Source organism: Microbacterium sp. JAI119, assembly GCF_013410135.1.
In the GTDB taxonomy this organism is placed as follows: domain Bacteria; phylum Actinomycetota; class Actinomycetes; order Actinomycetales; family Microbacteriaceae; genus Microbacterium; species Microbacterium oxydans.
Genome location: NZ_JACCCK010000001.1, coordinates 1,053,408 through 1,075,491, shown reverse-complemented (window position 1 = coordinate 1,075,491; position 22,084 = coordinate 1,053,408). Strand labels below are relative to the sequence as shown.

Below are 22,084 nucleotides of genomic sequence, written 5' to 3'. Positions count from 1 at the left end.
CTGTGCTCATGTCCGTGACGACCAGGCCCCGCGCCAGCCTCGGCCGGGTCATCGAAGACCTCGGCAACACCCTGCTCGAGGTGGTGAGCGGCGCCGTCGACGACGAGGCCGAGATCGAGACCGTGGTCATCCACGACGTCCTCGACGACGCGATGCCGATGCGCGGGGCACTCGTGCTCGGTGTCGGGCTGAGCGATCCCGATGAGATCGCCGAACTCCTGCAGAACCTTGCTGCCCAGCACGCCTCCGCCCTCATGCTGCGCGCTCCGGTGCGGGCCGAACAACCGGTGCGCGATGCGTCCGAGGCCACGGGCATCCCGGTGCTCGCGCTCACCCGCGGGGCGTCGTGGGCGCAACTGGCTGCCATGCTGCGCTCGCTCATCGCCGAGGGTGACGTCGGCGATCAGGGAACGACGACGCTGGGCGGCATGCCCTCCGGCGACCTCTTCGCCCTCGCGAACGCGATCGCCACGCTGCTGAACGCACCGGTCACGATCGAGGACCGCAACTCGCGGGTCGTCGCGTTCTCGGGTCGCCAGCACGAGGCCGATCCGGCGCGCATCGAGACGGTGCTCGGTCGGCAGGTTCCCGAACGGTTCGCGCGGCAGCTCGAGGAGCGCGGCGTCTTCCAGGAGCTGTACCGCAGCGAGGATCCGATCCACGTCGGACCGGTGTCCAACACCGAGGGTCTGCCGTCGTTCCCTCGCGTGGCGCTGGCCGTGCGTGCGGGCGACGAGATCCTCGGATCCATCTGGGCGGCTGTGCAGGAACCGCTCTCGCCCGACCGCGTGCGAGCGCTGAAGGACTCTGCCGGGCTGGTGGCCCTGCACATGCTGCGTCTGCGCGCCGGCGCCGACGTGGAGCGCCGACTGCGCGCCGACCTGCTCTCCACGATCCTGGAGGGAGGGCCGGGGGCTGCGGATGCGACGGCTCGTCTGCGCCTGAGCGATCATCGGTGCGTCGTGCTCGCCGTGTCCGCCACGGAGGACATCGACGACGAGCCCTCCGCCGGGGCACGAGGTGTCGCGGAGAGGCAGCGGATCGCCGATGCGTTCGCCGTGCACCTGGGGGCCGTGTACCTCCGCTCGGCTGTGGCCGTGATCGGCGATGTCGTGTACGCCGTCGTCGGGATCCGCCCAGAGCAGGGCGATGCCGATCCCGGATCGGAGCATCCCGACGCGGACAGCCGCGCCGCGCGCGTCGCCACGGACTTCCTGGGCCGGCTCGGTGCGACCGCTGAGATCCGCATCGGCGTCGGCACGGTGGCGGAGGCGGTCGCAGACATCCCTTCCTCGCGCGCGAATGCCGACCGAGCTCTGCGCGTGGTCCGTCAGGCGCCTTCCGGCGAACCGGTCGCACGGTTCACTTCGGTGCAGATGGAGGCGCTGCTGGTCGAACTCGCCGACCTCGTCCGCGCCAGGGGCGATCAACCCACCGGTCCGGTCGCGCAGCTGCTGGCGCAGGACAGGGAGAAGGGGACGCACCTGGTGGAGACCTTGCGCGCCTGGCTCGACGCGTTCGGAGATGTGGCCGTCGCCGCAGCCCGCGTCTACACGCATCCCAACACGTTCCGCTACCGGCTGCGTCGCCTGTCGGAGATCAGCGGACTCGACCTCGCCGACCCGGAAGCCCGGTTCTCGGCCATGGTGCAGCTGCGGCTGCTGGTCCCCCGCGACTGAGACGCAGACGGCCCTGACATCCGGAGAGTGCGCCCGCCCCGCCCCCTTGCTGAACGAGGCGGCTGCAGGGACGGGGCCGGTCGAGGCTCGTGGCCCGTCGCCCTCTGCACCCTGGTCGTGAGGCTCGTGGCCTGTCGTTCGGGTGCGCGTGATGTCCGCTCGTGACCGACATCGTGCGTATCTGACACCGATTTGACCACAATGCAATCATTCAGACCATAGAGTGATTTCTGATTGAACGATCCGATCAATCGTGACTCCGCACAGAAGGCGACGGTGATCGAAATGGCCAACCTCGACGCGACCGACCGCAGGATCCTCACCGTGCTCGACGGTGACCCCCGCCGTCCGGTCGCCCTGATCGCCCAGGATCTCGGCCTCGCCCGCGGCACCGTGCACGCTCGACTGGATCGCCTCGAATCCGGAGGATACCTGCGTGCGCACAGCTCGCGAGTGCTGCCGCAGGCCCTCGGGCGCGGTGTCGCGGCCTCGATCCTGGTCGAACTCGATCAGCATCAGATCACGGACGCGATCGATGCGCTCAGTCGCGTCCCCGAGGTGCTGGAGTGCTTCGCTCCCGCCGGCGACACCGACCTGCTGCTGCGTGTCGTCGCGAAGGACCCCGACGACCTCTACCGCGTGGCCGAGGTCGTGCGGCTGTGCCCCGGCATTCTCCGCACGTCGACGAGCCTGTTCCTGCGCGAAGTGATCCCCTATCGGGTGAGCGCGCTCCTGCAAGCCGACTGAGCCGGCACGCGATCCTCAGCCGATGATGCGGGCACCCGGCACGGGGCCGTGCACGTGCAGCGGGTCGAGCCCGTTCTCCCGCAGGGACGACTGCACGTCCTGCGCCGTCTCAGGGTCGGGGCAGAGCAGCGCGATCGTGGGCCCCGAGCCCGACACGATGCCCTGCAGCGCACCGGCGGCGACCCCGAGGCTGATCGTCTCGGCGAGGTCGGGCCGTTCGTACAGCGCCGCGGCCTGCAGATCGTTGAACAGGGTGTCGGCGAGCTGGGTCGGGTCCCCCGAACGCAGCGCCTGCAGCACGGGGATGGGCACGTCCAGCGACAGCTGCGGGTCGTCGGCCAGGGCGCCCTCGTCCTCGCGCAGCAGGTCGAGGCGCTCGTACACCACGGGCGTCGACAGCCCCTGCTCGCTGGGCACCAGGATCCAGTCGAAGCGTCCGCGGGCGAGTGCCGGGTTGAGCTGGTCTCCCCGCCCCGTGCCCACAGCCGTTCCCCCGTGCAGCGCGAACGGCACGTCGGCACCCAGACGCGCGGCCAGATCGTGCAGTCGGGCCTGCGACAGCCCGGTGCCCCACAGCGCATCGCACGCCACGAGGGCGGCTGCCGCGTCCGCCGACCCTCCCCCCATGCCGCCGGCGACGGGCACGCTCTTGCGGATCTCGAGCGCCACCCCGCCCGGATGATCCACCGCGACGGCGAGCAGCTTGGCCGCGCGCATCGCGAGGTTGCGGTCGTCCAGCGGCACGGAATCGATGTCCTCCACTCCGGAGACCGTCACCGAGAAGTCGTCGGCGGGGCGCGCGATCACGTCTTCGTAGAGCGAGACCGCCTGGAAGACCGTCGCCAGCGCGTGATAGCCGTCGTCGTGCCGGCCGCCGACCCCGAGGAAGACGTTGATCTTCCCCGGGGCGCGCACGTGCACGGAATCGGCGAACGCGGCATGGCTCATGATCGGGTCACAGCTCCGAGGACTTCGCCCACAGGTTGACGTCGATGGCGCCGGCGAGCTCGTCGATGCGGGCGAGCTCCTCGGTCGTGAAGTCGGGACCGTTCACGGCCGCGATGTTCTCATCCAGCTGCTCAGGACGCGAGGCGCCGATCAGCGCCGAGGCGACGACGGGGCTGCGCAAGGTCCACTGCAGTGCGAGCTGCGCGAGCGACTGGCCGCGACCCTGAGCGACCTCGTTCAGCGAACGCAGGGTCTGCACGGCCTCGTCCGTGAGCCGGCCCTCCGGCAGCGAGCCGCGCTTCTGCGCACGCTCGGCCGTGCCGTCTCCGAGGTACTTGTCGGTGAGCAGGCCCTGAGCCAGCGGGGTGAACGCGATCGCGCCGAGGCCCGACTGCTCCAGGGTGTCGGTCAGTCCGTCTTCGACCCAGCGGTTCAGGATCGAGTACGCGGGCTGGTGGATGACGAGCGGGGTGCCGAGCTCCTTGGCGACGGCCACGGCCTCGGCCGTACGCTCCGCACTGTAGGAGGAGATACCGACGTACAGGGCCTTGCCCTGGCGCACGAGCGTGTCGAGCGCGCCGACCGTCTCGGCGATCGGGGTGACCGGGTCGACACGGTGGGAGTAGAAGATGTCGACGTAGTCGAGGCCCATCCGCGTCAGCGACTGCTCGGCGCTCGCGAGGATGTACTTGCGGCTCGCGAAGTCGCCGTACGGGCCGGGCCACATGTCCCAGCCGGCCTTCGACGAGATGATCAGCTCGTCGCGGTAGGGGCGGAGGTCTTCGGCGAAGATGCGGCCGAAGTTCTTCTCGGCGGAGCCGTAGGGCGGGCCGTAGTTGTTCGCCAGGTCGAAGTGGGTGATGCCCCGGTCGAACGCGTGGCGCAGCAGTGCGCGCTGGTTGTCGAGCGGGATGTTGTCGCCGAAGTTCCACCACAGCCCGAGCGAGATCGGGGGCAGGTACAGGCCGGACGTGCCGACCTGACGGTAGGCGAACTGCTGGTAGCGGCTCTCGTCCGCGGCATACGGACGGTGCAGCTCGGGGACATCGGGACGGAAGCGGGGGGAGTCGGTCACGGTGCCAGATTACTGGGTGGAAGCGACATCGTCGGAGAGCACGTCCAGCGCGGGAGCGTGCTGCGCGATGCGCTGGTAGTCCTCGACCGTGAGGTCCTCGCCCCGAGCCGTCGGTGCGACACCGGCGGCGGTCAGCACCTCCGAGGCGGCAGCCGAGCTGCCGAAGATCCCGGACAGTGCCTGACGCAGCATCTTGCGGCGCTGGTTGAAGGCCGCATCGACGATCTGGAACGTGCGACGGCGCTCCTCCTCCGTGCCGCGCTCACCCTCGGACCGGTCGAAGCCGACGAGCAGGCTGTCGACGTTCGGCACCGGCCAGAACACCTGGCGGGAGACGTTTCCGGAGAGCTTCCACTCGCCGTACCAGGCGGCCTTGACGCTGGGCGAGCCGTAGATCTTCGAGCCCGGCTTCGCGGCCAGCCGTTCGGCGACCTCGGCCTGGACCATCACCACGCCGCGCTGGAGATACGCGAAGTTCTCCAGGAAGTGCAGCAGCACCGGCACCGAGACGTTGTAGGGGAGGTTGGCGACCAGCACGGTGGGCTCGCCGGGGAGCTCGGTGATGCGCAGCGCATCCGCATCGACGACCGTGAGGCGGTCGGCCTCGACACCGTGCTCGGCGGCCGTCTGCGCGAGCCGGGCCGCGAGTCGGTGGTCGATCTCGACGGCCGTGACGGAGGCGCCGGTCTCGAGGATCGCCAGCGTCAGGGAGCCGAGACCCGGACCGACCTCGACCACGCGCTCGTGCGGCTGCACACGGGCGGCCTGCACGATCTTGCGCACGGTGTTCGCATCGGTGACGAAGTTCTGGCCGAGCTTCTTCGTCGGGGTGACGTCGAGCTCGGCGGCGAGGCGGCGGATCTCGGAGGCGCCGAGCAGGGTGACGGTCATCCCCCCATTCTCCCCCACACTCCGATGTCGCCCCTCCTCAGTAGTCTTCTCTGGTGCCTTCCCTCGGAGAACTCGTCGCGCCCCGTCGCATGGGCCGCAATTTCCGATGGTTGCTCGCGTCGTCGTGGACGAGCAACGTCGGTGACGGCGTCGCGCTCGCGGCCGCTCCCCTGCTGATCGCATCGATGACCTCGTCGCCGATCCTGGTGGCGGCCGGCGCGATCCTGCAGTTCCTCCCCTGGCTCCTGTTCGGCCTGCATGCGGGAGCGATCGCCGACCGCTTCGACCGACGCCGCCTGGTCATGTTCGCGAACGCCGCCAGGGCTGTCGTGCTCCTCGCACTGTGCGTCTTCCTGATCACCGGCGTCGCGAACATCTGGATCGTGCTCGCTGTGGCCTTCCTCTACGGCACCGCCGAGGTCTTCGTCGACACGGCGGGCAGCACGCTGCTGCCGATGCTGGTGAAGCCCGCCGACCTCGGCATCGGCAATGCACGCCTGCAGGCCGGATACCTGGTGGCGAACCAGTTCGCCGGTCCGCCGCTGGGCGCCTTCCTGTTCGCCGCCGGCACCGCCTGGCCGTTCCTGCTCGAAGTCGTGTGCGTCAGCCTCGCGGTCGTCCTCATCTCCCGCATGGCTCGCACCCCGGTGCCGCCGCGCGCGACCGACGAGCGCACGCCGGTGCACACCGACATCGCCGAGGGGCTCCGCTGGCTGTGGCGCAACCCGCCCGTGCGCACGCTGGTGCTCATCATCCTGGTGTTCAACATCACCTGGGCGGCGCCCTGGGGTGTGCTCGTGCTCTACGCGACGGAGCACCTGCAGATGGGCGCGGTGGGCTACGGCGCCCTCACGACCGCGTCGGCGGCCGGTGGCATCCTCGCGACGCTCAGCTTCGGCTGGTTGGAGCGACACGTCTCCTTCGCCACCCTGATGCGTGTCGTGCTGTCGCTCGAGGTGCTCATGCACCTGGCGTTCGCCCTCACCACCGCCGGATGGGTCGCGCTGATCATCATGTTCTTCTTCGGGGCGTACGCGTTCGTCTGGGGCACGATCTCCACGACCGTGCGACAGCGTCTGGTGCCCGCCGAGCTGCAGGGCCGGGTGGCCTCCGTGAACATGGTCGGGGTGTTCGGCGGCATGGTCGTCGGGCAGGCGCTCGGCGGCGTGATCGCCCAGGTGTGGGGACTCACCGCGCCCTGGTGGTTCGCCTTCGTCGGGGCGGCCCTCACCCTGCTGCTGGTGTGGAAGCCGATCTCGCAGATCGTGAGCGCGAAGCCCGTCGCCGAGACCGGGCCCGAAGACGTGGAACCCGAAACTCAGTCGGCGAACGAGCCGTAGACCCGCAGGGTGTTCTCGGCCAGCTGGGCGCACAGCTCGTCGACCTCGATGTCGAGCTCGGCGGCCATGAAACGCACGGTGATCGGCACGAGGTAAGGCGCGTTCGGGCGGCCCCGCAGCGGCACGGGGGTGAGGAACGGGGCATCCGTCTCGACGAGGATGCGATCGAGCGGCGTCACCTTCAGCGCATCCCGCAGGTTCTGCGCGTTCTTGAACGTCACGTTGCCGGCGAACGACAGGTGGTAACCGGCGTCCGCGCAGAGGCGGGCCATCGCGTCGTCGCCCGAGAAGCAGTGGAACACCGTGCGTTCCGGGGCGCCGACACGGGAGAGCGTCTCGAGCACGGCCTCATGCGCGTCGCGGTCGTGGATCTGCATCGCGATGCCGTGCTTCTTCGCGAGCGCGATGTGCGCCTCGAACGAGGCGAACTGCGGCGCGCGGCGCTCGGGCTCTGTGCGGAAGAAGTCGAGTCCCGTCTCGCCGATCGCCCTGGTGCGGGGGTGCGCGGCGAGCTCGTCGATCACCTCGATGGCCTCGTCCAGGCCCACGCCACCCCGCAGGCCCTCTTCCGCGTAGGTCGGGGCATCGTTCGGGTGGATGGCGACGGCGGCCAGGACGCGGGGATCCGACTCCGCGGCCTCGACCGCCCACCGGGACGACTCGATGTCGCCCGAGGCCTGCACGACGCCGGCGATGCCAACGGCCGCCGCGCGGTCGAGCTGCTCGGTGAGGCTCAGCGGCTCGTCGCCGTCGACGATCTCCAGGTGCGCGTGGTTGTCGTACACCGGAACGGCCAGCGGTTCGGGCGCGGCGGGATACCTCAGATCCTTGCGTCCGTCACCGTCACGGCGCTGCACATACGTATCCGACATCGCTCAGGCCGCGGACTCCACCCGCGGGAACAGCGGCGCCAGGCCGTTGACGCTGGTGCCGGGGCGCAGCACGCCCCAGGCTCCGGCCTCGCGGATCGGCTGGTCCTGCAGACGGCCCAGGGTCTCGACGGCACCGAGGGCGATCCACAGCTTCTCCGTCGACTGCGGCATCACCGGCGAGAGCAGCACGGCGAGCGCACGCAGCCCCTCGGCACAGGTGTAGAGCACGGTGGCGAGACGCTCTCGCTGTTCCTCGTCGCCGCTGTTCGCCTGCTTGGCCAGCGCCCACGGCTCGTTCGCGGTGATGTACCCGTTGAGCGCGTCCACGATGGTCCAGATCGCCGAGATCGCCTCGTCGATGCGGAAGTTCGCGATGGCCGCATCCGCGTTCGACGCGGCATCCGCCACGATCTTCTGGATCGCGAGGTCCTTCTCGGTGTATTCGGCCGCCGGCGGCACGACACCCTCGAAGTACTTCTCGATCATCGCGGTCGTGCGCGAGGCGAGGTTGCCGAAGCCGTTCGCGAGCTCGGCCTGGTAGCGAGCGGACAGGTCCTCCCACGAGAACGAGCCGTCCTGGCCGAAGGCGATCGCTGAGAGGAAGTAGAAGCGGTACGCGTCGGAGCCGAAGACATCGGTGATCTCGGTCGGCGCGATGCCGGTGAGCTTCGACTTCGACATCTTCTCGCCGCCGACCAGCAGCCAGCCGTGCGCGAAGACGCCCTTCGGCACGTCGAGTCCCGCCGCCATCAGCAGCGCGGGCCAGATCACGGCGTGGAAGCGCAGGATGTCCTTGCCGACCACGTGGTACGCCGGCCAGCGGCGCGCGAAGGTCTCCTCGTCGGAGCCGTACCCGACGGCCGTGGCGTAGTTGAGCAGCGCGTCGACCCACACGTAGATGACGTGCGACTCGTCCCACGGCAGCGGGATTCCCCAGTCGAAGGTCGAGCGGGAGATCGAGAGGTCCTTGAGGCCCTGGCTCACGAACGACACGACCTCGTTGCGCGCCGAGTCGGGGCGCACGAAGTCGGGCTGGGTCTTGTACAGCTCGAGCAGCCGGTCCTGGAACTCGCTGAGCTTGAAGAAGTAGTTCTTCTCCTGCAGCAGCTCCAGCGGCTTCGAGTGGATGGCGCAGACCTTCAGGCCCTCGAAAGGTCCGGTGCCGTCGACGATCTCCGACTCCGGCTTGAACTCCTCGCAGCCCACACAGTAGAGCGCCTCGTACTCGCCCGCGTAGATGTAGCCGCGGTCGTACAGGCGCTGGAAGAACGTCTGCACGTTCGTCTCATGCCGCTCCTGCGTGGTGCGGATGAAGTCGTCGTTCGCGACGTCGAGGGTCTCCAACAGCGGGAACCAGCTCTCGCTGACGAGCTTGTCGACCCACTCCTGCGGAGTGACCCCGTTCGCCGCGGCGGCGCGCAGCATCTTCTGACCGTGCTCGTCGGTGCCCGTCAGCATCCAGGTGTCATCGCCCGCCTGGCGGTGCCACCGTGCGAGGGTGTCGACGGCCACCGACGTGTACCCGTGACCGATGTGCGGCACGTCGGAGGGGTAGTAGATGGGCGTGGTGATGTAGAAGGAATCGCCTGCGGGCATGGAGCAATTCTAGGTGCCGCACGAGAGGTGGTTTCGCGCTCAGGCGACGGAGACGTCGATGCGGTGCCATCCCTGCGCACCGTCGGGTGCGGGGGCGGCCGGATCCGAGGTCTGCGTCTCGCCGTCGGCGCTCAGCGCCCGGCATTCGATGGTGTGCGAACCGCTCTCGGCGGTCCAGTCGAGGCTCCACTGCACCCACGTGTCGGCGGAGATCGCGGTGGCGAGATCCGCCCTGCGCCATGGCCCTTCGTCGATGCGCACCTCCACCCCGGCGACCCCGACATGCTGCTGCCACGCCATTCCCGCGATCACCGCGTCCCCGGCCGGGATCGACTGTCCGCGGCGCGGGACGTCGATGCGCGACTGCAGCTTGATGGGCCCGCGGTCGGACCAGCCGCGGCTCGTCCAGTACGCCGTGGCGCGGTCGAACCTCGTGACCTCCAGCTGCGTGACCCACTTCGTGGCCGACACGTAGCCGTACAGCCCCGGCACCACCATCCGCACCGGGAAGCCGTGTTCGATCGGCAGCGGCTCGCCGTTCATGCCGATCGCGAGCAGAGCGTCCCGATCGTCGGTGAGCGCCTCGAGCGGCGTCGACGCCGTGAAGCCGTCTGCCGAGGTGGAGAGCACCATGTCCGCTTCCGCGTCGACGCCCGCACGCGCGAGCAGCTCGCGGATCGGCAGCCCCAGCCAGCGCGCGTTGCCGATGAGCGATCCGCCCACCTCGTTCGACACGCAGGCGAGCGTCACGTCCGCCTCCTGCAGCGGCATGGCGAGCAGTTCGTCCCAGGTGATGCGCACCTCGCGATCGACCATGCCGTGGATGCGCAGCGACCAGTCGGCGGGGTCGACCTGAGGGACGATCAGTGCCGTGTCGATGCGGTAGAACTCCGCGTTCGGGGTCACGACCGTGGCGAGACCGGGGATGTCGAGCTCCGCGCCGGCAGGAACCGCGGCCGCGGTCTCCGCTGCCTTCGGAAGCCGCAGGGCATCGCGGACCGCCTCGATCGATCGGCTCGCTCCGCGCGCGACATTACCGACGATGAGGGCGACGGCACCCGCTGCGGCGACTCCGGCGGTCCACATCAGGAACCGCCTGCGGTCTTCACCGTCGGGGGCAAGGCCCGCGACCGGACGCAGTCGAGCGACGAGGAGACGCAGCATTATCACCGCGACGAGTCCGGCGACGAGACCCGGGAGCCAGGCGAACGGTCCAGCGCCCGGACGGATCATCGCGGCCACGACCGCGAGCACACCGAGTGCGCCGAGGATGACCGCTCCGATACCGGACCGTCGCCGCTCCAGGATGCCGGCGAGCGCGGCGACGACCACGAGCACCAGGGCGATGCCCACGATCAGCGCCACCTTGTCGCCGGTGCCGAAGAGCGCGATCGCGGTGTCCTTCGCCCAGCTCGGTGCGAGGTCGATGAGTCCGCTCCCGATCACCGCGAACGGGCTCGCACTCGGCTCGACCACAGCGGCGACGAGCTCTGCCAGCCCGACGGCGAGGAACGACGCGCTCAGTCCGGCCGCAGCCGAGCGGAGCGTGTCGTCCCTCGTCGCGTGCTGCGCGTTCGTCATGACCCGAGGGTAACCCCGCTCAGAGCCCGTTGCGCCGCGCGACCTCTCCCAACCAGGCGAGGGAGGGCTTCGGGAACCGCTCGAAGGTCTCGTGGTCGAAGCCGATCAGCCCGAACGTGGGCCGGAAGCCGCTGGCCCACTCGTAGTTGTCGAGCGCGCTCCAGTGCTGATAGGCACGCACATCGACGCCGTCGGCGATCGCGCGGTGCAGGCCTTCCAGCGCTCCCTGCGTGTAGGCGACGCGTCGGGTGTCGTCGGCGGTCGCGATGCCGTTCTCCGTCACGAGGATCGGTACCCCACCGCTGCGCTCCCACGCGCTGCGCACGCCCAGTTCGAGCGCATCGGGGAAGAACTCCCAGCCTGTGAGCGTCGTCTCGACGTCGTCCGACACCGGACGCGGACCTTCCGGGCCGATGAAGGTGCGGGTGTATGCCTGCACGCCGACGAAGTCGTCTCCGGCCGACTGCTCCAGGTACCAGTGGTCGCGCGGGTCGCCGTACGTGGCGAGCATCTCGTCCGCTCCCGGTTCTCCGGTGGAGTGGAACGCCTGCGTGGCGATGGTCCATCCGGCTTTGACTCCCGGCACCGAATGCAGGATCTCGGACGCGCGGTGGTGCGCGTCCAGCAGGGTGTCGGCCACGGCGAGGTCGGGGTTCGGGAGACCGTAGGCGACGAGGTTCGCGGCGTCCTCTCCCCCGGCCAGCATCGCGGCGATGTTCGGCTCGTTGATCGTGCACACGTAGTCGACGCCGTCGAGGATCGGCAGCACGGTCTCGACGTAGCGGGAGAACAGATCCACCGCGTCGTCCGCGCGCCAGAAGCCGTCCTTCTGGAACCACTGCGGCACCGTGAAGTGCATGAGCGTGACGGTGGGGTCCAGTCCGTTCTCACGCGCCGTGTCGATCATGCGGCGGTAGTGGTCGAGCATCGCCCGCGAGATGAACCCGCGCTCCGGCTCGATCCGCGCCCACTCGACCGAGAAGCGATAGGAGTTCAGCCCCGCCTCGGCGAGCAGCCGCATGTCCTCCGGGTAGCGGTGGAAGTGGTCGGCAGCGTCACCGGAGGGCTCCACCATGGGCGAGTCGGGAGCATGCTCCATCGCCCACCAGTTACTCGTGGTGTTGTTGCCCTCCACCTGGTGGGCCGCTGTCGCGGCACCCCAGAGGAAGCCGTCGGGGAATGTGAGCACGGATGCGCTCCTCTCTCTTTCTTGCAGGCGTCGTCCGCGCGTCAGCGGGCGCGGGCGGGGTTCGGCACGGCGTCGAGCAGTTCGACCGTGTACGGGTCCTCCGGATGCTGCAGCACCTGCGAGGTCTCACCGCGTTCGACCACTCGGCCGCTGTTGAGCACGAGGATGTTCTCGGTGACGAGACGCGCGCTCAGCAGGTCGTGCGTGATGTAGAGCATGCTGATGCCCCACCGCTCGCGCAGGTCCTCCAGCAGCGCCAGCACTCCGGCGCGGAGCGATACGTCGAGCATCGAGACCGGTTCGTCGGCGATCAGCACCTGCGGGTCGCTCGCGAGCGCCCTGGCGATCACCACGCGCTGTCGCTGTCCTCCGGAGAGCTGGTGCGGCAGCTTGGCCGCGAACTGCTCGACGGGCGTCAGGCCGACGGTCTCGAGCAGCTCGAACACCCGGGCTCTGGCCTCCGGACCGCGCAGCTTCGTGTAGTTCACGACCGGCCGGGTCAGGGCGTACTCGACCGTGTGCAGCGGGTTGAGCGCCGCGTACGGATCCTGGAACACCATCTGCACGTCCTTGCGCAGATCGCGCAGACCGCGGCGCTTGAGCGTCGCCACGTCGGTGTCCCCGAAGCGGACGGTGCCGGAGGTGGGCTTCTCGACGCCGGTGAGCATCTTGGCGATGGTCGACTTGCCCGAACCCGATGCGCCGACCAGGGCGAGGGACTCCCCCGGTTCCAGCCGGAACGACACGTCGTCGACCGCGGTGACGGCGCTCTGTCCGCGACGCGGTGCCGGGTAGTGCTTCGAGACGCCCTCGACCACGATCGCCGCATCCGCCCGACGGGTGTCGCGCGACGACACGGTCGGCAGGGTCTCGGTGACGTCGGTGCGCGAACGTCCCTCACGACGCCGGGTGCCCGCGTCGAGGAATCCGGGGATCTCGATCTTCTCGGCCCGGGGGTCGGCGTAGTGGCTCAGCAGCATCCGCGTGTACTCGTCCTTCGGGCGTTCCAGGATGTCGATGCTCCTGGCGTCCTCGACGATGTGTCCCTCGTGCATCACCATCACCCGGTCCGTCGCCTCCAGCACGATGCCGAGGTCGTGGCTGATCAGGATCGCGGTGAAGCCCTCGGCCCGCTGCAGGTCCTTGATCGTGTCCATCACGGCATGCTGCACCAGCACGTCGAGCGCGGTGGTGGGCTCGTCGAACACCATCAGCTGCGGTTCGAGCGACAGGGCGAGGGCGATCGAGGCGCGCTGGCGCATGCCGCCGGAGAGCTCGCCGGGGAAGCGTGCGAGCACCGAGGGATCGAGGCCCACCTTGCCCACGAGCTCCTGAGCCCTCGCCTCGCGCGCGTCCTTCGGCACGTGGCCGTGCGCAGCGAAGATGTCGCGGAAGTGGTTGCCGATCGTGCGCACCGGGTTGAGCGCGTTCATGCCCGACTGCAGCACCATCGCGAACCCGCCCTGACGCTGACGGCGCAGCTCCTCGGCGTCGAGCTCCCGGATGTCACGTCCTCCGAACAGGATGCGTCCTGCGCTGATCCGTGCCGGCGGCTTCTGCAGTCGCGTGAGGGCGAAGCCGAGCGTGGACTTCCCTGAGCCGGATTCGCCGACCAGTCCGACGAACTCCCCACGGCGGAGGGAGAACGAGACGTCCTCGACCGCGGTGACCGGCGTCGTCCCCGGCGAGGCGTACTCCACCGAGAGGTTCTGCACGTCCAGCAGGATGTCGTTCTCGCGCATGTCGATGTTCTCCGTCATGGCGGTCATCGCCCCTTCCCCTCTCGCAGGCGCGGATTGGAGATGCCGTCCACGCCGAAGTTGATCAGTGTCAGACTGAGCGCCAGCAGGGCGATGCACAGACCGGGGGCGAACAGCAGCAGCCACTGTCCGGTGAGCAGCGAGTTGGAGTTCTGCGCCCAGTAGAGCATGGTGCCCCAGCTGACGATGCTGGAGTCGCCGAGGCCGAGGAACTCCAGCCCCGCCTCCGCCAGGATCGCCGCAGTCGCCGCACCGAAGAGGGTGCCCGCGATGATCGAGGTCATGTTCGGCAGGATCTCGCGGAACACGATGCGCGTCCTGCTGTCGCCCGAGAACTGCGCCGAGGTGACGAAATCGTTCCCCCGCAGCGACTGCGTCTGGCTGCGGAGCACACGCGCACCCCACGCCCAACCGGTCACGACGATCACCGCGATGATCATCAGGATGCCGCCGTTCTGCAGGTACGCGGCGATCACGATCATGAGCGGCAGGCCGGGGATCACGAGGAAGAGGTTGACGATGAAGCCGATCACCTCGCCGAGGAACCCTCGCATGTACCCCCAGCTGAGGCCGATGAGCACGGCCACGATCGTGGACAGGATTCCGGCGGCGAAGCCGACCAGGAGGCTGACCTGTGCGCCGTAGATGAGCTGGCTGAGCACGTCCTCCCCGGCAGCGGTCGTGCCGAGCCAGTGCGCCCACGACGCATCGGCGTTGCGCTCGAAGCCGTTGTCCTTCGCGCCGTACGGGGCCAGGAGAGGGGCGAACACCGCCACCAGCACGAAGAAGGCGAGGATGCACAGCCCGAGCCGCGCCTTGCCGTTGCTCCAGAGCGTGGCGACCATGCGTCCGAAGGCGCGCCACGGGCTGGGCGCGGCGATGCGCTCGGCGGGGATCTTGACGTTCATGGTGGAGGTCATCGGCGAGTCCTCGGGTCGAGAACCCCGTAGAGGATGTCTACGAGGAAGTTGGCGATGAGCACGCTCACGGTGATCATCAGGAAGAGCGCCTGCATGAGCGGGTAGTCCTGCCCGATCACGGCGTTGAACAGCAGGTATCCGATGCCGGGATAGCCGAAGACCTGCTCGACGAGGATCGATCCGCCCACCACACCGCCGAGCGTGAGCCCGAAGCCCGTGAGGTTCGGCAGGATCGCGTTGCGGGCCGCGTACCGGAGGGCGATCGTGTGCCCCCGCAGACCGTTCGCCTCACCGAAGGTGATGTAGTCCTCGCCGAGGGTGTTGATCATGGCGTTGCGCATCCCGATGATCCAGCCGCCCAGCGAGGTGAGCAGGATCGTCAGCGCCGGAAGGAACGCATGACTGATCAGATCACCGAGGAACTCCCACGTGAAGCCAGGGGTCGTCGTCGCGGAGTAGGCGCCGGTCGTCGGGAACCAGTGCAGCACGTACCCGAAGAAGAAGAGCAGCAGCAGCGCCGTCCAGAAATAGGGGAACGTGCTCAGGAACGATCCGGTCAGCGTGGGCAGCGAATCGAGCCACGTCCCTCGGCGCCAGGCGGCCATCACTCCGATGAGCGTGCCGATCACGAACGCGAGCACGGTGACGATGCCGACCAGCCCGATCGTGTAGGGGAAGGCCGTGGAGACCATGCTCGACACCGACTGCGGGTAGAACGTGTACGAAACGCCGAAGTCGAGCCGCACGACCTGACCGAGGTAGGCGATGTACTGATCCCACAGCGACCCGGTCGGAACACCCAGCTGCGCCTCGATGGCGGCACGCGTCGCATCCGACACCGGCCCGTTCTGGGACAGCTTGGCGATGGCGGCATCCGCCGGGGAGCCCGGCATCATCCGCGGCAGGAAGAAGTTCAGGGTGACCGCGGCCCACAGGGTGAGCACGAACAGGCCGAACTTCTGGAGCACGTACTTCACTTGTCGTCCTCCTGCACTCGCTCCAGCCGGGTGAAGATACCCAGCGGCGCGGAGTCGTAGTTCTGCGGGATCATGTACGGGTCTTCCTCACTCGGCCAGCCGGTGAACTTGGCATCGCTGAACAGGCCCCAGATGCCGCCGTAGTAGAGGCCGATCACGGGCATCTCGTCGTAGACGATGCGCTGCAGCTCCTTGACGATCTCGGTCTGGCGAGCGGTGTCGACGGTCTCGCGGTACTCGGCCAGCAGCTCATCGACCTCGGGTGACTTGTAGCGCTCGAAGTTGTTCGCCGTGGCCTCGCCGGACGGCACATAGAACTCGCTGGAGAGCAGGTTGTTGTACGCCTGGTAGATGTCGCCGTTCCCCATGCCGCCGATGGCCATCTCGAAGTCGCCGTTGCTGATCGCGCTCTGATAGCCCGCGGGCTGCGGGAGCTTGAGGGTGACCTTCACGCCGACCGCGGCGAGCTGGCTCTGCACGGTCTGCGCCGCGCGCGTCCAGTCGGAGTAGCCGTTCGCGGTGGTCAGGGCGAACTCGAGCTGCTGGCCGTCGGCCCCGATGAGCCGGTCGCCGTCGAGTGTGTACCCGCCTCGGCGAAGGCGGCGAGCGCTGCGTCCCTGTCCTGCGTGATCATGCCCTGGTCGGGGATGCTCGGGTCGAGGTACTGCTGCTGGTTGGGCAGGATGAGTCCGGTCTGACCGGCCGGCTTCATGTAGCCCTCCGATGCCGTCTCGGCGATCTCGTCGCGGTCGAGCGAGAGAGCGATGCCCCGGCGCACGTTCACGTCGTCGAAGGGCGCCACCTCCAGGTTCGGCATGAGCGCGATCACGCCACCCGGCGGGAACCACCAGTTGTTGTGCTCGCTCGCCGCGCCCCAGGTGCCCTCGACGTCGGAGATGAAGGAGTAGGCCCAGTCATAGCCGCGGGTGACGGTGTCGAGCTGGGAGTTCGTGGCGGGGAGGATGATGTGCTCGATCTCGATCGAGTCGGCCTGCCAGTAGTCGGGGTTCTTGTCCATCGAGTACTGCTGGTCGTTGTAGTTGCCGAGCACGAACGGACCGGTGCCGACCGGGTTCTCGTTGCGGTATGTGCCCGGATCCTTCACGTCGGCCCAGAGGTGCTCGGGGACGATCATGGTCTGGCCCAGGATCGACAGCGAGGGGGCGTCTTCGGTCTTGAGGTGCAGCACCACATCGTCGCCCGAGGTGTCGACACTGTCGAGGTGCTGCCACGCACCCTTGATGTCGAGGGACGGGTTGTCCTTGAGCAGCTGGAAGGTGAACGCCACGTCTTCGGGCGTCAGGTCTTCCCCATCGCTCCAGGTGACGCCATCGCGGATCGTCATGACGATGGTGCGGGCGTCGGGCTGCGTCCATTCGGACGCGAGCCAGGGGTTCTGCGTGCCGTCGAGCGGGTTGATCAGGATGAGCGGCTCGTAGATCCACCGGGACGCGGTGCGCGTGTTGGTGAGATACGGGTTGAAGTTCTTCGTGAAGAACGGGTTGCCCTTGTCGGCATTGATCAGCATCGTGTCGGCACCGATCGAGGGATCGGGTTGGGATGTGATCTGGATGCTGCAGCCGCTGAGTGCGACCGCCACGGCCGCGAGGCCCACGATCGCCGCTCTGCGCCAGCGCTGCATCACGCGCCCTCTCGGCGTTGTGCCCTCTGACATCTGCCACCTCATGTCGTCTCTGTCATGACCGGCGACCGACGCCGCCTTCCAGATTGTAAGCGCATACATTTTGAGATCGCAACCCCTTGACACCGGCGCGGCGAGCGTTTCCGGCCGGTCAGACGGGGCGCTGCGAGCTCTCGCGGAGCAGGATCTGCAGCGGCAGACGGGCCACCACGGGCTCCGCCTCGGCGTGCTCGAGGCGGCGGGCCAGCACCTGCACGGCCGCGCGTCCGAGATCGATCATCGGCTGACGTATCGTGGTCAGCGGGGGCTGCGACAGGGCAGCGGCCTCGATGCCGTCGAAGCCCGTCACGAGCATGTCGTCCGGTACGTGGACGTCCGCTCCGCGGAAGACGTCGAGCGCTCCGAGCGCCATCTGATCGTTCGCCGAGATCAGCGCGGCCGGCGTACCCGTGGCGAGAAGCTCCTCGGCCGCCCTCCGACCAGACGCCCTTGTGAAGTCGCCGCGCAGCACCATCACGTCGTCGAGGCTCCGCCCCGCCCCCGCCACCGCGGCGGCGAAACCGTCCCAGCGCTGCAGACCGTCGGGAGAGTCCGCCGGTCCCGCGAGGAAGGCGAGCCGCCCGTCTCCCACCTGCCCGAGCACGTGCCGGGTCAGCTCCGCCATGGCCTCGGCGTTGCTCACCGTCACGTGGTCGTAGTGATCTCCGCGCGGCGGGCCGGAGAGCACCACCACGGGGATGCGTCGCGCCAGTCGCGCCAGAACGTCGTCCGGCACGCTGCTCGCGAGCACCATGAGGCCGTCGACCCGACCAGCCATGTCCCGCACCGTGGAACGGTCAGGATCATCGCGGCCGACACCGACCATCAGTACGAAACCCTGCTTCCATGCTTCGAGCTCGGCGCCGCGCAGCACCTCGTCGAGGAACAGCATCGAGGTGTGCCCGCCGTCGGACTCGGTCTCATCGCGGACGATCGCGAAGGGAGGCGCGTGTTCCTCAGCGGCGGAGAGCGCGTCGAGCGGCGGGGCATCCTCCGCGGCGTCGAAGCCGGGGAAGTACAGCCCGAGCACGCCGGTGCGGCGTTCGGCGAGTCCGCGGGCACTGCCGCTGGGGACGTACCCGAGGGCGGTCACCGCATCGAGCACGCGCTCCCGCGTGACCGGACGCACGGCATCCGGCGAGCGCAGCACGCGCGAGACCGTGGCGATCGAGACGCCGGCCCGATCGGCCACGTCGTACACGGTCGCCGCCTTGCTCACGGTCACACTCCTCCGGAGCGAGCGGCGAGAGCCGCCTGGTAGAGGTCGCGGGAGGAGAGACCGGTGAGGGCGGCGACCTCGGAGGCGGCGTCCTTCAGGCGGACGCCGTCCGCGACGAGCGTCTGCACCTGGGTGAGGGCGTCTTCCGGAGAGGCGTCTCGGCGGGAGGCCCCTTCGACCACGATCACGATCTCGCCCTTGACGCCGTCCTCCGCCCACGCGACGAGTTCGGGCGCAGTGCCGCGGCGTACCTCCTCGTAGAACTTCGTGAGCTCGCGACACACGGCGATGCGCCGCTCGTCGCCGAACGCGGCTCCCATGTCCGTCAACGCACCGGCCAGACGTGCGGGCGACTCGAAGAAGACCATGGTGCGGGGTTCGGCAGCCAGGGCGCGAAGAGTCGAACGCCGCTCCCCCGGCCTGCGCGGCAGGAAGCCCTCGAACGTGAAGCGATCGGTGGGCAGGCCTGAGATCGCCAGTGCCATCAGCACCGCGCTCGGCCCGGGGATCGCGGTCACCGTCACGCCCTGGGCAACGGCCTCGGCGACCAATCCGTATCCCGGATCGCTCACGGTGGGCATCCCGGCATCGCTCATCACGACGATGTCGGTCTCCGCGGCGAGCGCCGCCAGCTCGGCCGCCTTCTGCTTCTCGTTGTGGTCGTGCAGGGCGATCAGGCGAGGTCTGTTGTCGATCTCCAGCGCCTTGAGCAGTCGCTGCGTGGTTCGGGTGTCCTCGGCCACGACGACCTCGGCGTTCTCCAGCACCTCCACGAGGCGGCGAGACGCGTCGCCGAGATTTCCGATCGGAGTGGCGGCGAGGATGATCACCCGCCCAGCTTAGGCGGGCGCGATGCAGCGGAACGAGAAGGCACGTTGTCTAGGCTGGACCGGTGACCGCGCCCGAACCATTGCTCCCCGCTCCCCCCGAGCGGTCGACGCGCTACGGGCAGCTCCGCGATCGTCTGCTGCTGGATCCCGACTGGGGTCGCGCGATCCGCTGGCTCGCGCCGCTCGTCATCACCGCGATCGCCGCGCTCCTGCGCCTGATCAACGTCGCCCACCCGCACCAGCTCGCCTTCGACGAGACCTACTACGTCAAAGACGCCTGGTCGCTGTGGACCCTGGGCTACGAGGGCACCTGGGGCGAGAACGCCAACGATGCGTTCGTCACGCTGCAGCAGCTGCCGTTGTCCGAGCAGGGCGCGTTCATCGTGCACCCCCCGCTCGGCAAGTGGCTCATCGCGCTCGGCATGGCGATCGGCGGACCCGACAACAGCGCGGGATGGCGCCTCGCCACCGCGGTACTCGGCACCGCATCGGTGCTGCTGGTCTACCTGATCGCCCGCCGCCTCAGCGGCTCCGTCGTCGTCGCGAGCGTGGCGGGGACGCTGCTCGCGATCGACGGTCTGAGCATCGTGATGAGCCGCATCGCCCTGCTCGACGGCATCCTGACCTTCTTCGTCCTGCTGGGCGTGCTCTTCGTGATCATCGACCGGCAGCGGACGATCCCCGTGCTCGAGAGGCGAGACCCCGAGCGTCCCGACCCGTTCTGGGGGCCGGTGCTCTGGCGTCGCCCCTGGCTCGTCGCCGCAGGGCTGGCGCTCGGGGCGGCCTCGGCCGTGAAATGGTCGGGCCTGTACGTGCTCGCGGGTTTCGGCCTCTACGTCGTCATCACCGATGCGCTGGCGCGGCGCCGCGCCGGAGTGGTCCTGTGGCCGACTGCCGCCGCGTTCCGCCAGGGTCCCGTCTCGTTCGTGCTGCTCGTCTTCCCCGCTCTCGCCGTGTACCTGGTCAGCTGGACCGGATGGCTCGTGACGGCCGGAGGGTACGACCGGCAGAGCGACTCCAACCCGCTGATCGCCCTGTGGAAGTACCACGAGTCGATGCTCGGCTTCCACGTCGGTCTCACCCGAGGGCACCCGTATGCGAGCGCCGCATGGGAGTGGCCGTTCCTGCTGCGCCCCACCGCGGTCTGGGTCGACTCCGACCCCACGGGATGCGGCACCGACCACTGCATCGGCGTGATCTCGGCGATCCCGAATCCCCTCATCTGGTACGCGGGCGTCGCGGCCTCGATCTACCTGGTGTACCGCCTCGTGCGGGGGTGGATCACGAAGCAGCCCGTGGGCCCGGAGCTGAGCATCCCCCTGGTCGGTCTCGCTGTGACGTACCTGCCCTGGCTCATGTTCCCCGAGCGCACGATCTTCCAGTTCTACACGGTCGTCATGATGCCGTTCCTGGTGATCGCCCTCGCGATGACGTTGCGGATCATCGCCGGGAAGCGCGAGGATCCGCTGCACCGTCGACAGTCGGGCGAGCGCACCGTGATGATCTTCCTCGCCTTCGTCGTGCTGGTGTCGGCGTTCTTCCTGCCGCTGTGGACCGGGATGAGTGTGCCCTACGACTTCTGGCTGCTGCACAACTGGCTGCCCGGCTGGGTGTGACGCGTCAGCAGCAGGATCGCGAGAGCCGCGGCTGTCAGGCCTGACGCGACCCAGATCGGGGCGAGCAGCCCCCACCCCGCGCTGAGTGCAACCGCACCGAGCACCGGACCGACGGCCGCGCCGACGTTCAATGCCGCCGTGGCGTACGAGCCCCCCATCGTGGGCGCACCCGATGCGGCGTAGAGCACGCGGGTGATCACCGTGCTCCCGACGGCGAAGGACAGCACGCCCTGCACGAAGACGAGCGCGAGGAGCGCAGCCGGGGCGGAGGCGAACGCCGCCAGCCCGACCCAGCCCGTCAGCAGCAGCGGTCCGCCGACGAAGAGCACGAGCCCGGGACGCCGGTCGGAGAGCCGGCCCGCGAGCGCCACGCCGAGGAAGGAACCGATACCGAACAGCACCAGCGCCGCCGACACCCAGATCTCCGCAAGACCCGCCGCCTCGGTGACGACGGGGGCGAGGAAGGTGAAAGCCGCGAAGGTGCCACCGTTGATCAGCGCACCGATGCCCATGGGCAGCAGGAGCATCGGCGTCGCCAGCTGACGGAGTTCTGCGCGGAGGCGCGGTGAGGCTGCGGCCTGCTCCGCTGAGCCCACCGAGTTCGCGACGCCGCGCACGACGCCGATGATCGCCGGAGCGCACAGGAGGGCGACAGCCCAGAAGGTGGCCCTCCACCCCAGGGCCGAACCGAGCAGGGAGCCGGCCGGCACTCCCGCGACCGTGGCGACCGTCGTGCCGGCGAGCAGGATCGACAGCGCCCGCCCCTTCCGATCGGCCGGAACCATGGCAGTGGCCGCGCGCAGGGCCACCGCGAGGAAGCCCGCGTTGGCGAGCGCCGCGAGCACACGGGTGAGGAGCAGCACCGGGAACATCGGGGTCAGCGCCCCGACGACATGGCACACGGCGAACAGCACGAGACACGCGACCAGCGTGCGTCGGGGCGGCCATCGGCGTGCGAAGGCCGCCATCATCGGCGCGCCGACCACCATGCCGACCGCGAAGGCCGAGGTGAGCAGACCCGCGGTGCCGACGGAGACGTCGAGATCGGCGGCGATCGCGGGCAGGAGACCCGCGAGCATGAATTCGGACGTGCCCATGACGAAGACGGCAAGGGCGAGCAGGTAGAGAGCAGAGGGCATGGCAGTACTCCGAGGTGAGAGATC

17 protein-coding genes and 1 pseudogene are annotated in these 22,084 nt (G+C 69.1%); 4 read left to right on the top strand and 14 right to left on the bottom strand.

The window, feature by feature from the left end; all coding sequences use genetic code 11:
* The first annotated feature begins 8 nt into the window (after window positions 1–8).
* Together HDC31_RS05280 and HDC31_RS05275 are read left to right on the top strand one after the other, a co-directional pair.
* Window positions 9–1,679, top strand: a complete 1,671-nt coding sequence (locus HDC31_RS05280; RefSeq protein WP_113680829.1) for a helix-turn-helix domain-containing protein — start codon at window positions 9–11, stop codon at window positions 1,677–1,679.
* Between the two features lie 285 nt (window positions 1,680–1,964).
* Complete coding sequence (locus HDC31_RS05275) at window positions 1,965–2,426, top strand: Lrp/AsnC family transcriptional regulator (protein ID WP_046749869.1); 462 nt, start codon at window positions 1,965–1,967, stop codon at window positions 2,424–2,426.
* Between the two features lie 15 nt (window positions 2,427–2,441).
* Here the strand turns inward: HDC31_RS05275 and HDC31_RS05270 are convergent, their stop codons facing one another.
* From HDC31_RS05270 to rsmA, 3 genes are read right to left on the bottom strand one after another with little or no spacing between them, the layout of a single operon-like run.
* The gene (locus HDC31_RS05270) at window positions 2,442–3,374 is read right to left on the bottom strand and encodes a 4-(cytidine 5'-diphospho)-2-C-methyl-D-erythritol kinase (RefSeq protein ID WP_113680828.1); all 933 of its coding nucleotides are present in this window, start codon (window positions 3,372–3,374) and stop codon (window positions 2,442–2,444) included.
* A gap of 7 nt (window positions 3,375–3,381) precedes the next feature.
* Complete coding sequence (gene mgrA / locus HDC31_RS05265) at window positions 3,382–4,449, bottom strand: L-glyceraldehyde 3-phosphate reductase (RefSeq protein WP_058632402.1); 1,068 nt, start codon at window positions 4,447–4,449, stop codon at window positions 3,382–3,384.
* 9 nt (window positions 4,450–4,458) lie between these two features.
* Window positions 4,459–5,340, bottom strand: coding sequence for a 16S rRNA (adenine(1518)-N(6)/adenine(1519)-N(6))-dimethyltransferase RsmA (gene rsmA / locus HDC31_RS05260; protein ID WP_046749719.1), 882 nt, complete (start codon window positions 5,338–5,340; stop codon window positions 4,459–4,461).
* A gap of 53 nt (window positions 5,341–5,393) precedes the next feature.
* On the opposite strand from rsmA, the gene HDC31_RS05255 reads away from it, so the two are divergent.
* Window positions 5,394–6,680, top strand: a complete 1,287-nt coding sequence (locus tag HDC31_RS05255) for an MFS transporter (protein ID WP_258546328.1) — start codon at window positions 5,394–5,396, stop codon at window positions 6,678–6,680.
* On the opposite strand, the gene HDC31_RS05250 is transcribed toward HDC31_RS05255, so the two are convergent.
* From HDC31_RS05250 to rsmI, 10 genes and pseudogenes are all read right to left on the bottom strand, one after another.
* Window positions 6,659–7,552, bottom strand: coding sequence for a TatD family hydrolase (locus HDC31_RS05250; protein ID WP_179515877.1), 894 nt, complete (start codon window positions 7,550–7,552; stop codon window positions 6,659–6,661). The two genes, HDC31_RS05255 and HDC31_RS05250, sit on opposite strands and share 22 nt — an antisense overlap.
* A 3-nt stretch (window positions 7,553–7,555) precedes the next feature.
* Entirely contained in the window at window positions 7,556–9,148 is a 1,593-nt protein-coding gene (gene metG, locus HDC31_RS05245; RefSeq protein WP_179515876.1) for a methionine--tRNA ligase, read from the bottom strand.
* Between the two features lie 39 nt (window positions 9,149–9,187).
* Window positions 9,188–10,729: a molybdopterin-dependent oxidoreductase gene (locus tag HDC31_RS05240; protein ID WP_113680825.1), complete on the bottom strand. Its 1,542-nt coding sequence runs from the start codon at window positions 10,727–10,729 to the stop codon at window positions 9,188–9,190.
* Window positions 10,730–10,748: 19 nt separating this feature from the next.
* Window positions 10,749–11,918, bottom strand: a complete 1,170-nt coding sequence (locus HDC31_RS05235) for a glycoside hydrolase family 1 protein (RefSeq protein ID WP_046749724.1) — start codon at window positions 11,916–11,918, stop codon at window positions 10,749–10,751.
* A gap of 41 nt (window positions 11,919–11,959) precedes the next feature.
* Window positions 11,960–13,687, bottom strand: a complete 1,728-nt coding sequence (locus HDC31_RS05230) for an ABC transporter ATP-binding protein (protein WP_058632395.1) — start codon at window positions 13,685–13,687, stop codon at window positions 11,960–11,962.
* The gene (locus HDC31_RS05225; RefSeq protein WP_046749725.1) at window positions 13,684–14,598 is read right to left on the bottom strand and encodes an ABC transporter permease; all 915 of its coding nucleotides are present in this window, start codon (window positions 14,596–14,598) and stop codon (window positions 13,684–13,686) included. The genes HDC31_RS05230 and HDC31_RS05225 overlap by 4 nt, the downstream gene beginning before the upstream one ends.
* Window positions 14,595–15,575: an ABC transporter permease gene (locus HDC31_RS05220; RefSeq protein WP_046749726.1), complete on the bottom strand. Its 981-nt coding sequence runs from the start codon at window positions 15,573–15,575 to the stop codon at window positions 14,595–14,597. Before HDC31_RS05220 ends, HDC31_RS05225 begins: the two co-directional genes overlap by 4 nt.
* Window positions 15,572–16,920: pseudogene (locus HDC31_RS05215) on the bottom strand (ABC transporter substrate-binding protein). Before HDC31_RS05215 ends, HDC31_RS05220 begins: the two are co-directional and overlap by 4 nt.
* A 448-nt stretch (window positions 16,921–17,368) precedes the next feature.
* Entirely contained in the window at window positions 17,369–18,475 is a 1,107-nt protein-coding gene (locus HDC31_RS20495) for a LacI family DNA-binding transcriptional regulator (protein WP_113680832.1), read from the bottom strand.
* 2 nt (window positions 18,476–18,477) lie between these two features.
* Window positions 18,478–19,305, bottom strand: coding sequence for a 16S rRNA (cytidine(1402)-2'-O)-methyltransferase (gene rsmI / locus HDC31_RS05205; RefSeq protein ID WP_113680824.1), 828 nt, complete (start codon window positions 19,303–19,305; stop codon window positions 18,478–18,480).
* 62 nt (window positions 19,306–19,367) lie between these two features.
* Between rsmI and HDC31_RS05200 the strand changes: the two genes are divergently transcribed.
* Window positions 19,368–20,921, top strand: coding sequence for a dolichyl-phosphate-mannose--protein mannosyltransferase (locus tag HDC31_RS05200; protein WP_061015085.1), 1,554 nt, complete (start codon window positions 19,368–19,370; stop codon window positions 20,919–20,921).
* Here HDC31_RS05200 and HDC31_RS05195 read toward each other — a convergent pair.
* A complete protein-coding gene (locus HDC31_RS05195) occupies window positions 20,876–22,060 on the bottom strand; it encodes a Cmx/CmrA family chloramphenicol efflux MFS transporter (protein WP_179515875.1) in 1,185 nt (394 codons plus the stop codon). The two genes, HDC31_RS05200 and HDC31_RS05195, sit on opposite strands and share 46 nt — an antisense overlap.
* Between the last annotated feature and the right edge of the window lie 24 nt (window positions 22,061–22,084).

Bases quoted from the DNA above. Each gene is read 5' to 3' on its own strand.
- HDC31_RS05280 (WP_113680829.1), top strand. From the start codon at position 9: ATGTCCGTGACGACCAGGCCCCGCGCCAGCCTCGGCCGGGTCATCGAA.
- HDC31_RS05275 (WP_046749869.1), top strand. From the start codon at position 1,965: ATGGCCAACCTCGACGCGACCGACCGCAGGATCCTCACCGTGCTCGAC.
- HDC31_RS05270 (WP_113680828.1), bottom strand. From the start codon at position 3,374: ATGAGCCATGCCGCGTTCGCCGATTCCGTGCACGTGCGCGCCCCGGGG.
- rsmA (WP_046749719.1), bottom strand. From the start codon at position 5,340: ATGACCGTCACCCTGCTCGGCGCCTCCGAGATCCGCCGCCTCGCCGCC.
- HDC31_RS05250 (WP_179515877.1), bottom strand. From the start codon at position 7,552: ATGTCGGATACGTATGTGCAGCGCCGTGACGGTGACGGACGCAAGGAT.
- metG (WP_179515876.1), bottom strand. From the start codon at position 9,148: ATGCCCGCAGGCGATTCCTTCTACATCACCACGCCCATCTACTACCCC.
- HDC31_RS05240 (WP_113680825.1), bottom strand. From the start codon at position 10,729: ATGACGAACGCGCAGCACGCGACGAGGGACGACACGCTCCGCTCGGCT.
- HDC31_RS05230 (WP_058632395.1), bottom strand. From the start codon at position 13,687: ATGACCGCCATGACGGAGAACATCGACATGCGCGAGAACGACATCCTG.
- HDC31_RS05225 (WP_046749725.1), bottom strand. From the start codon at position 14,598: ATGACCTCCACCATGAACGTCAAGATCCCCGCCGAGCGCATCGCCGCG.
- HDC31_RS05195 (WP_179515875.1), bottom strand. From the start codon at position 22,060: ATGCCCTCTGCTCTCTACCTGCTCGCCCTTGCCGTCTTCGTCATGGGC.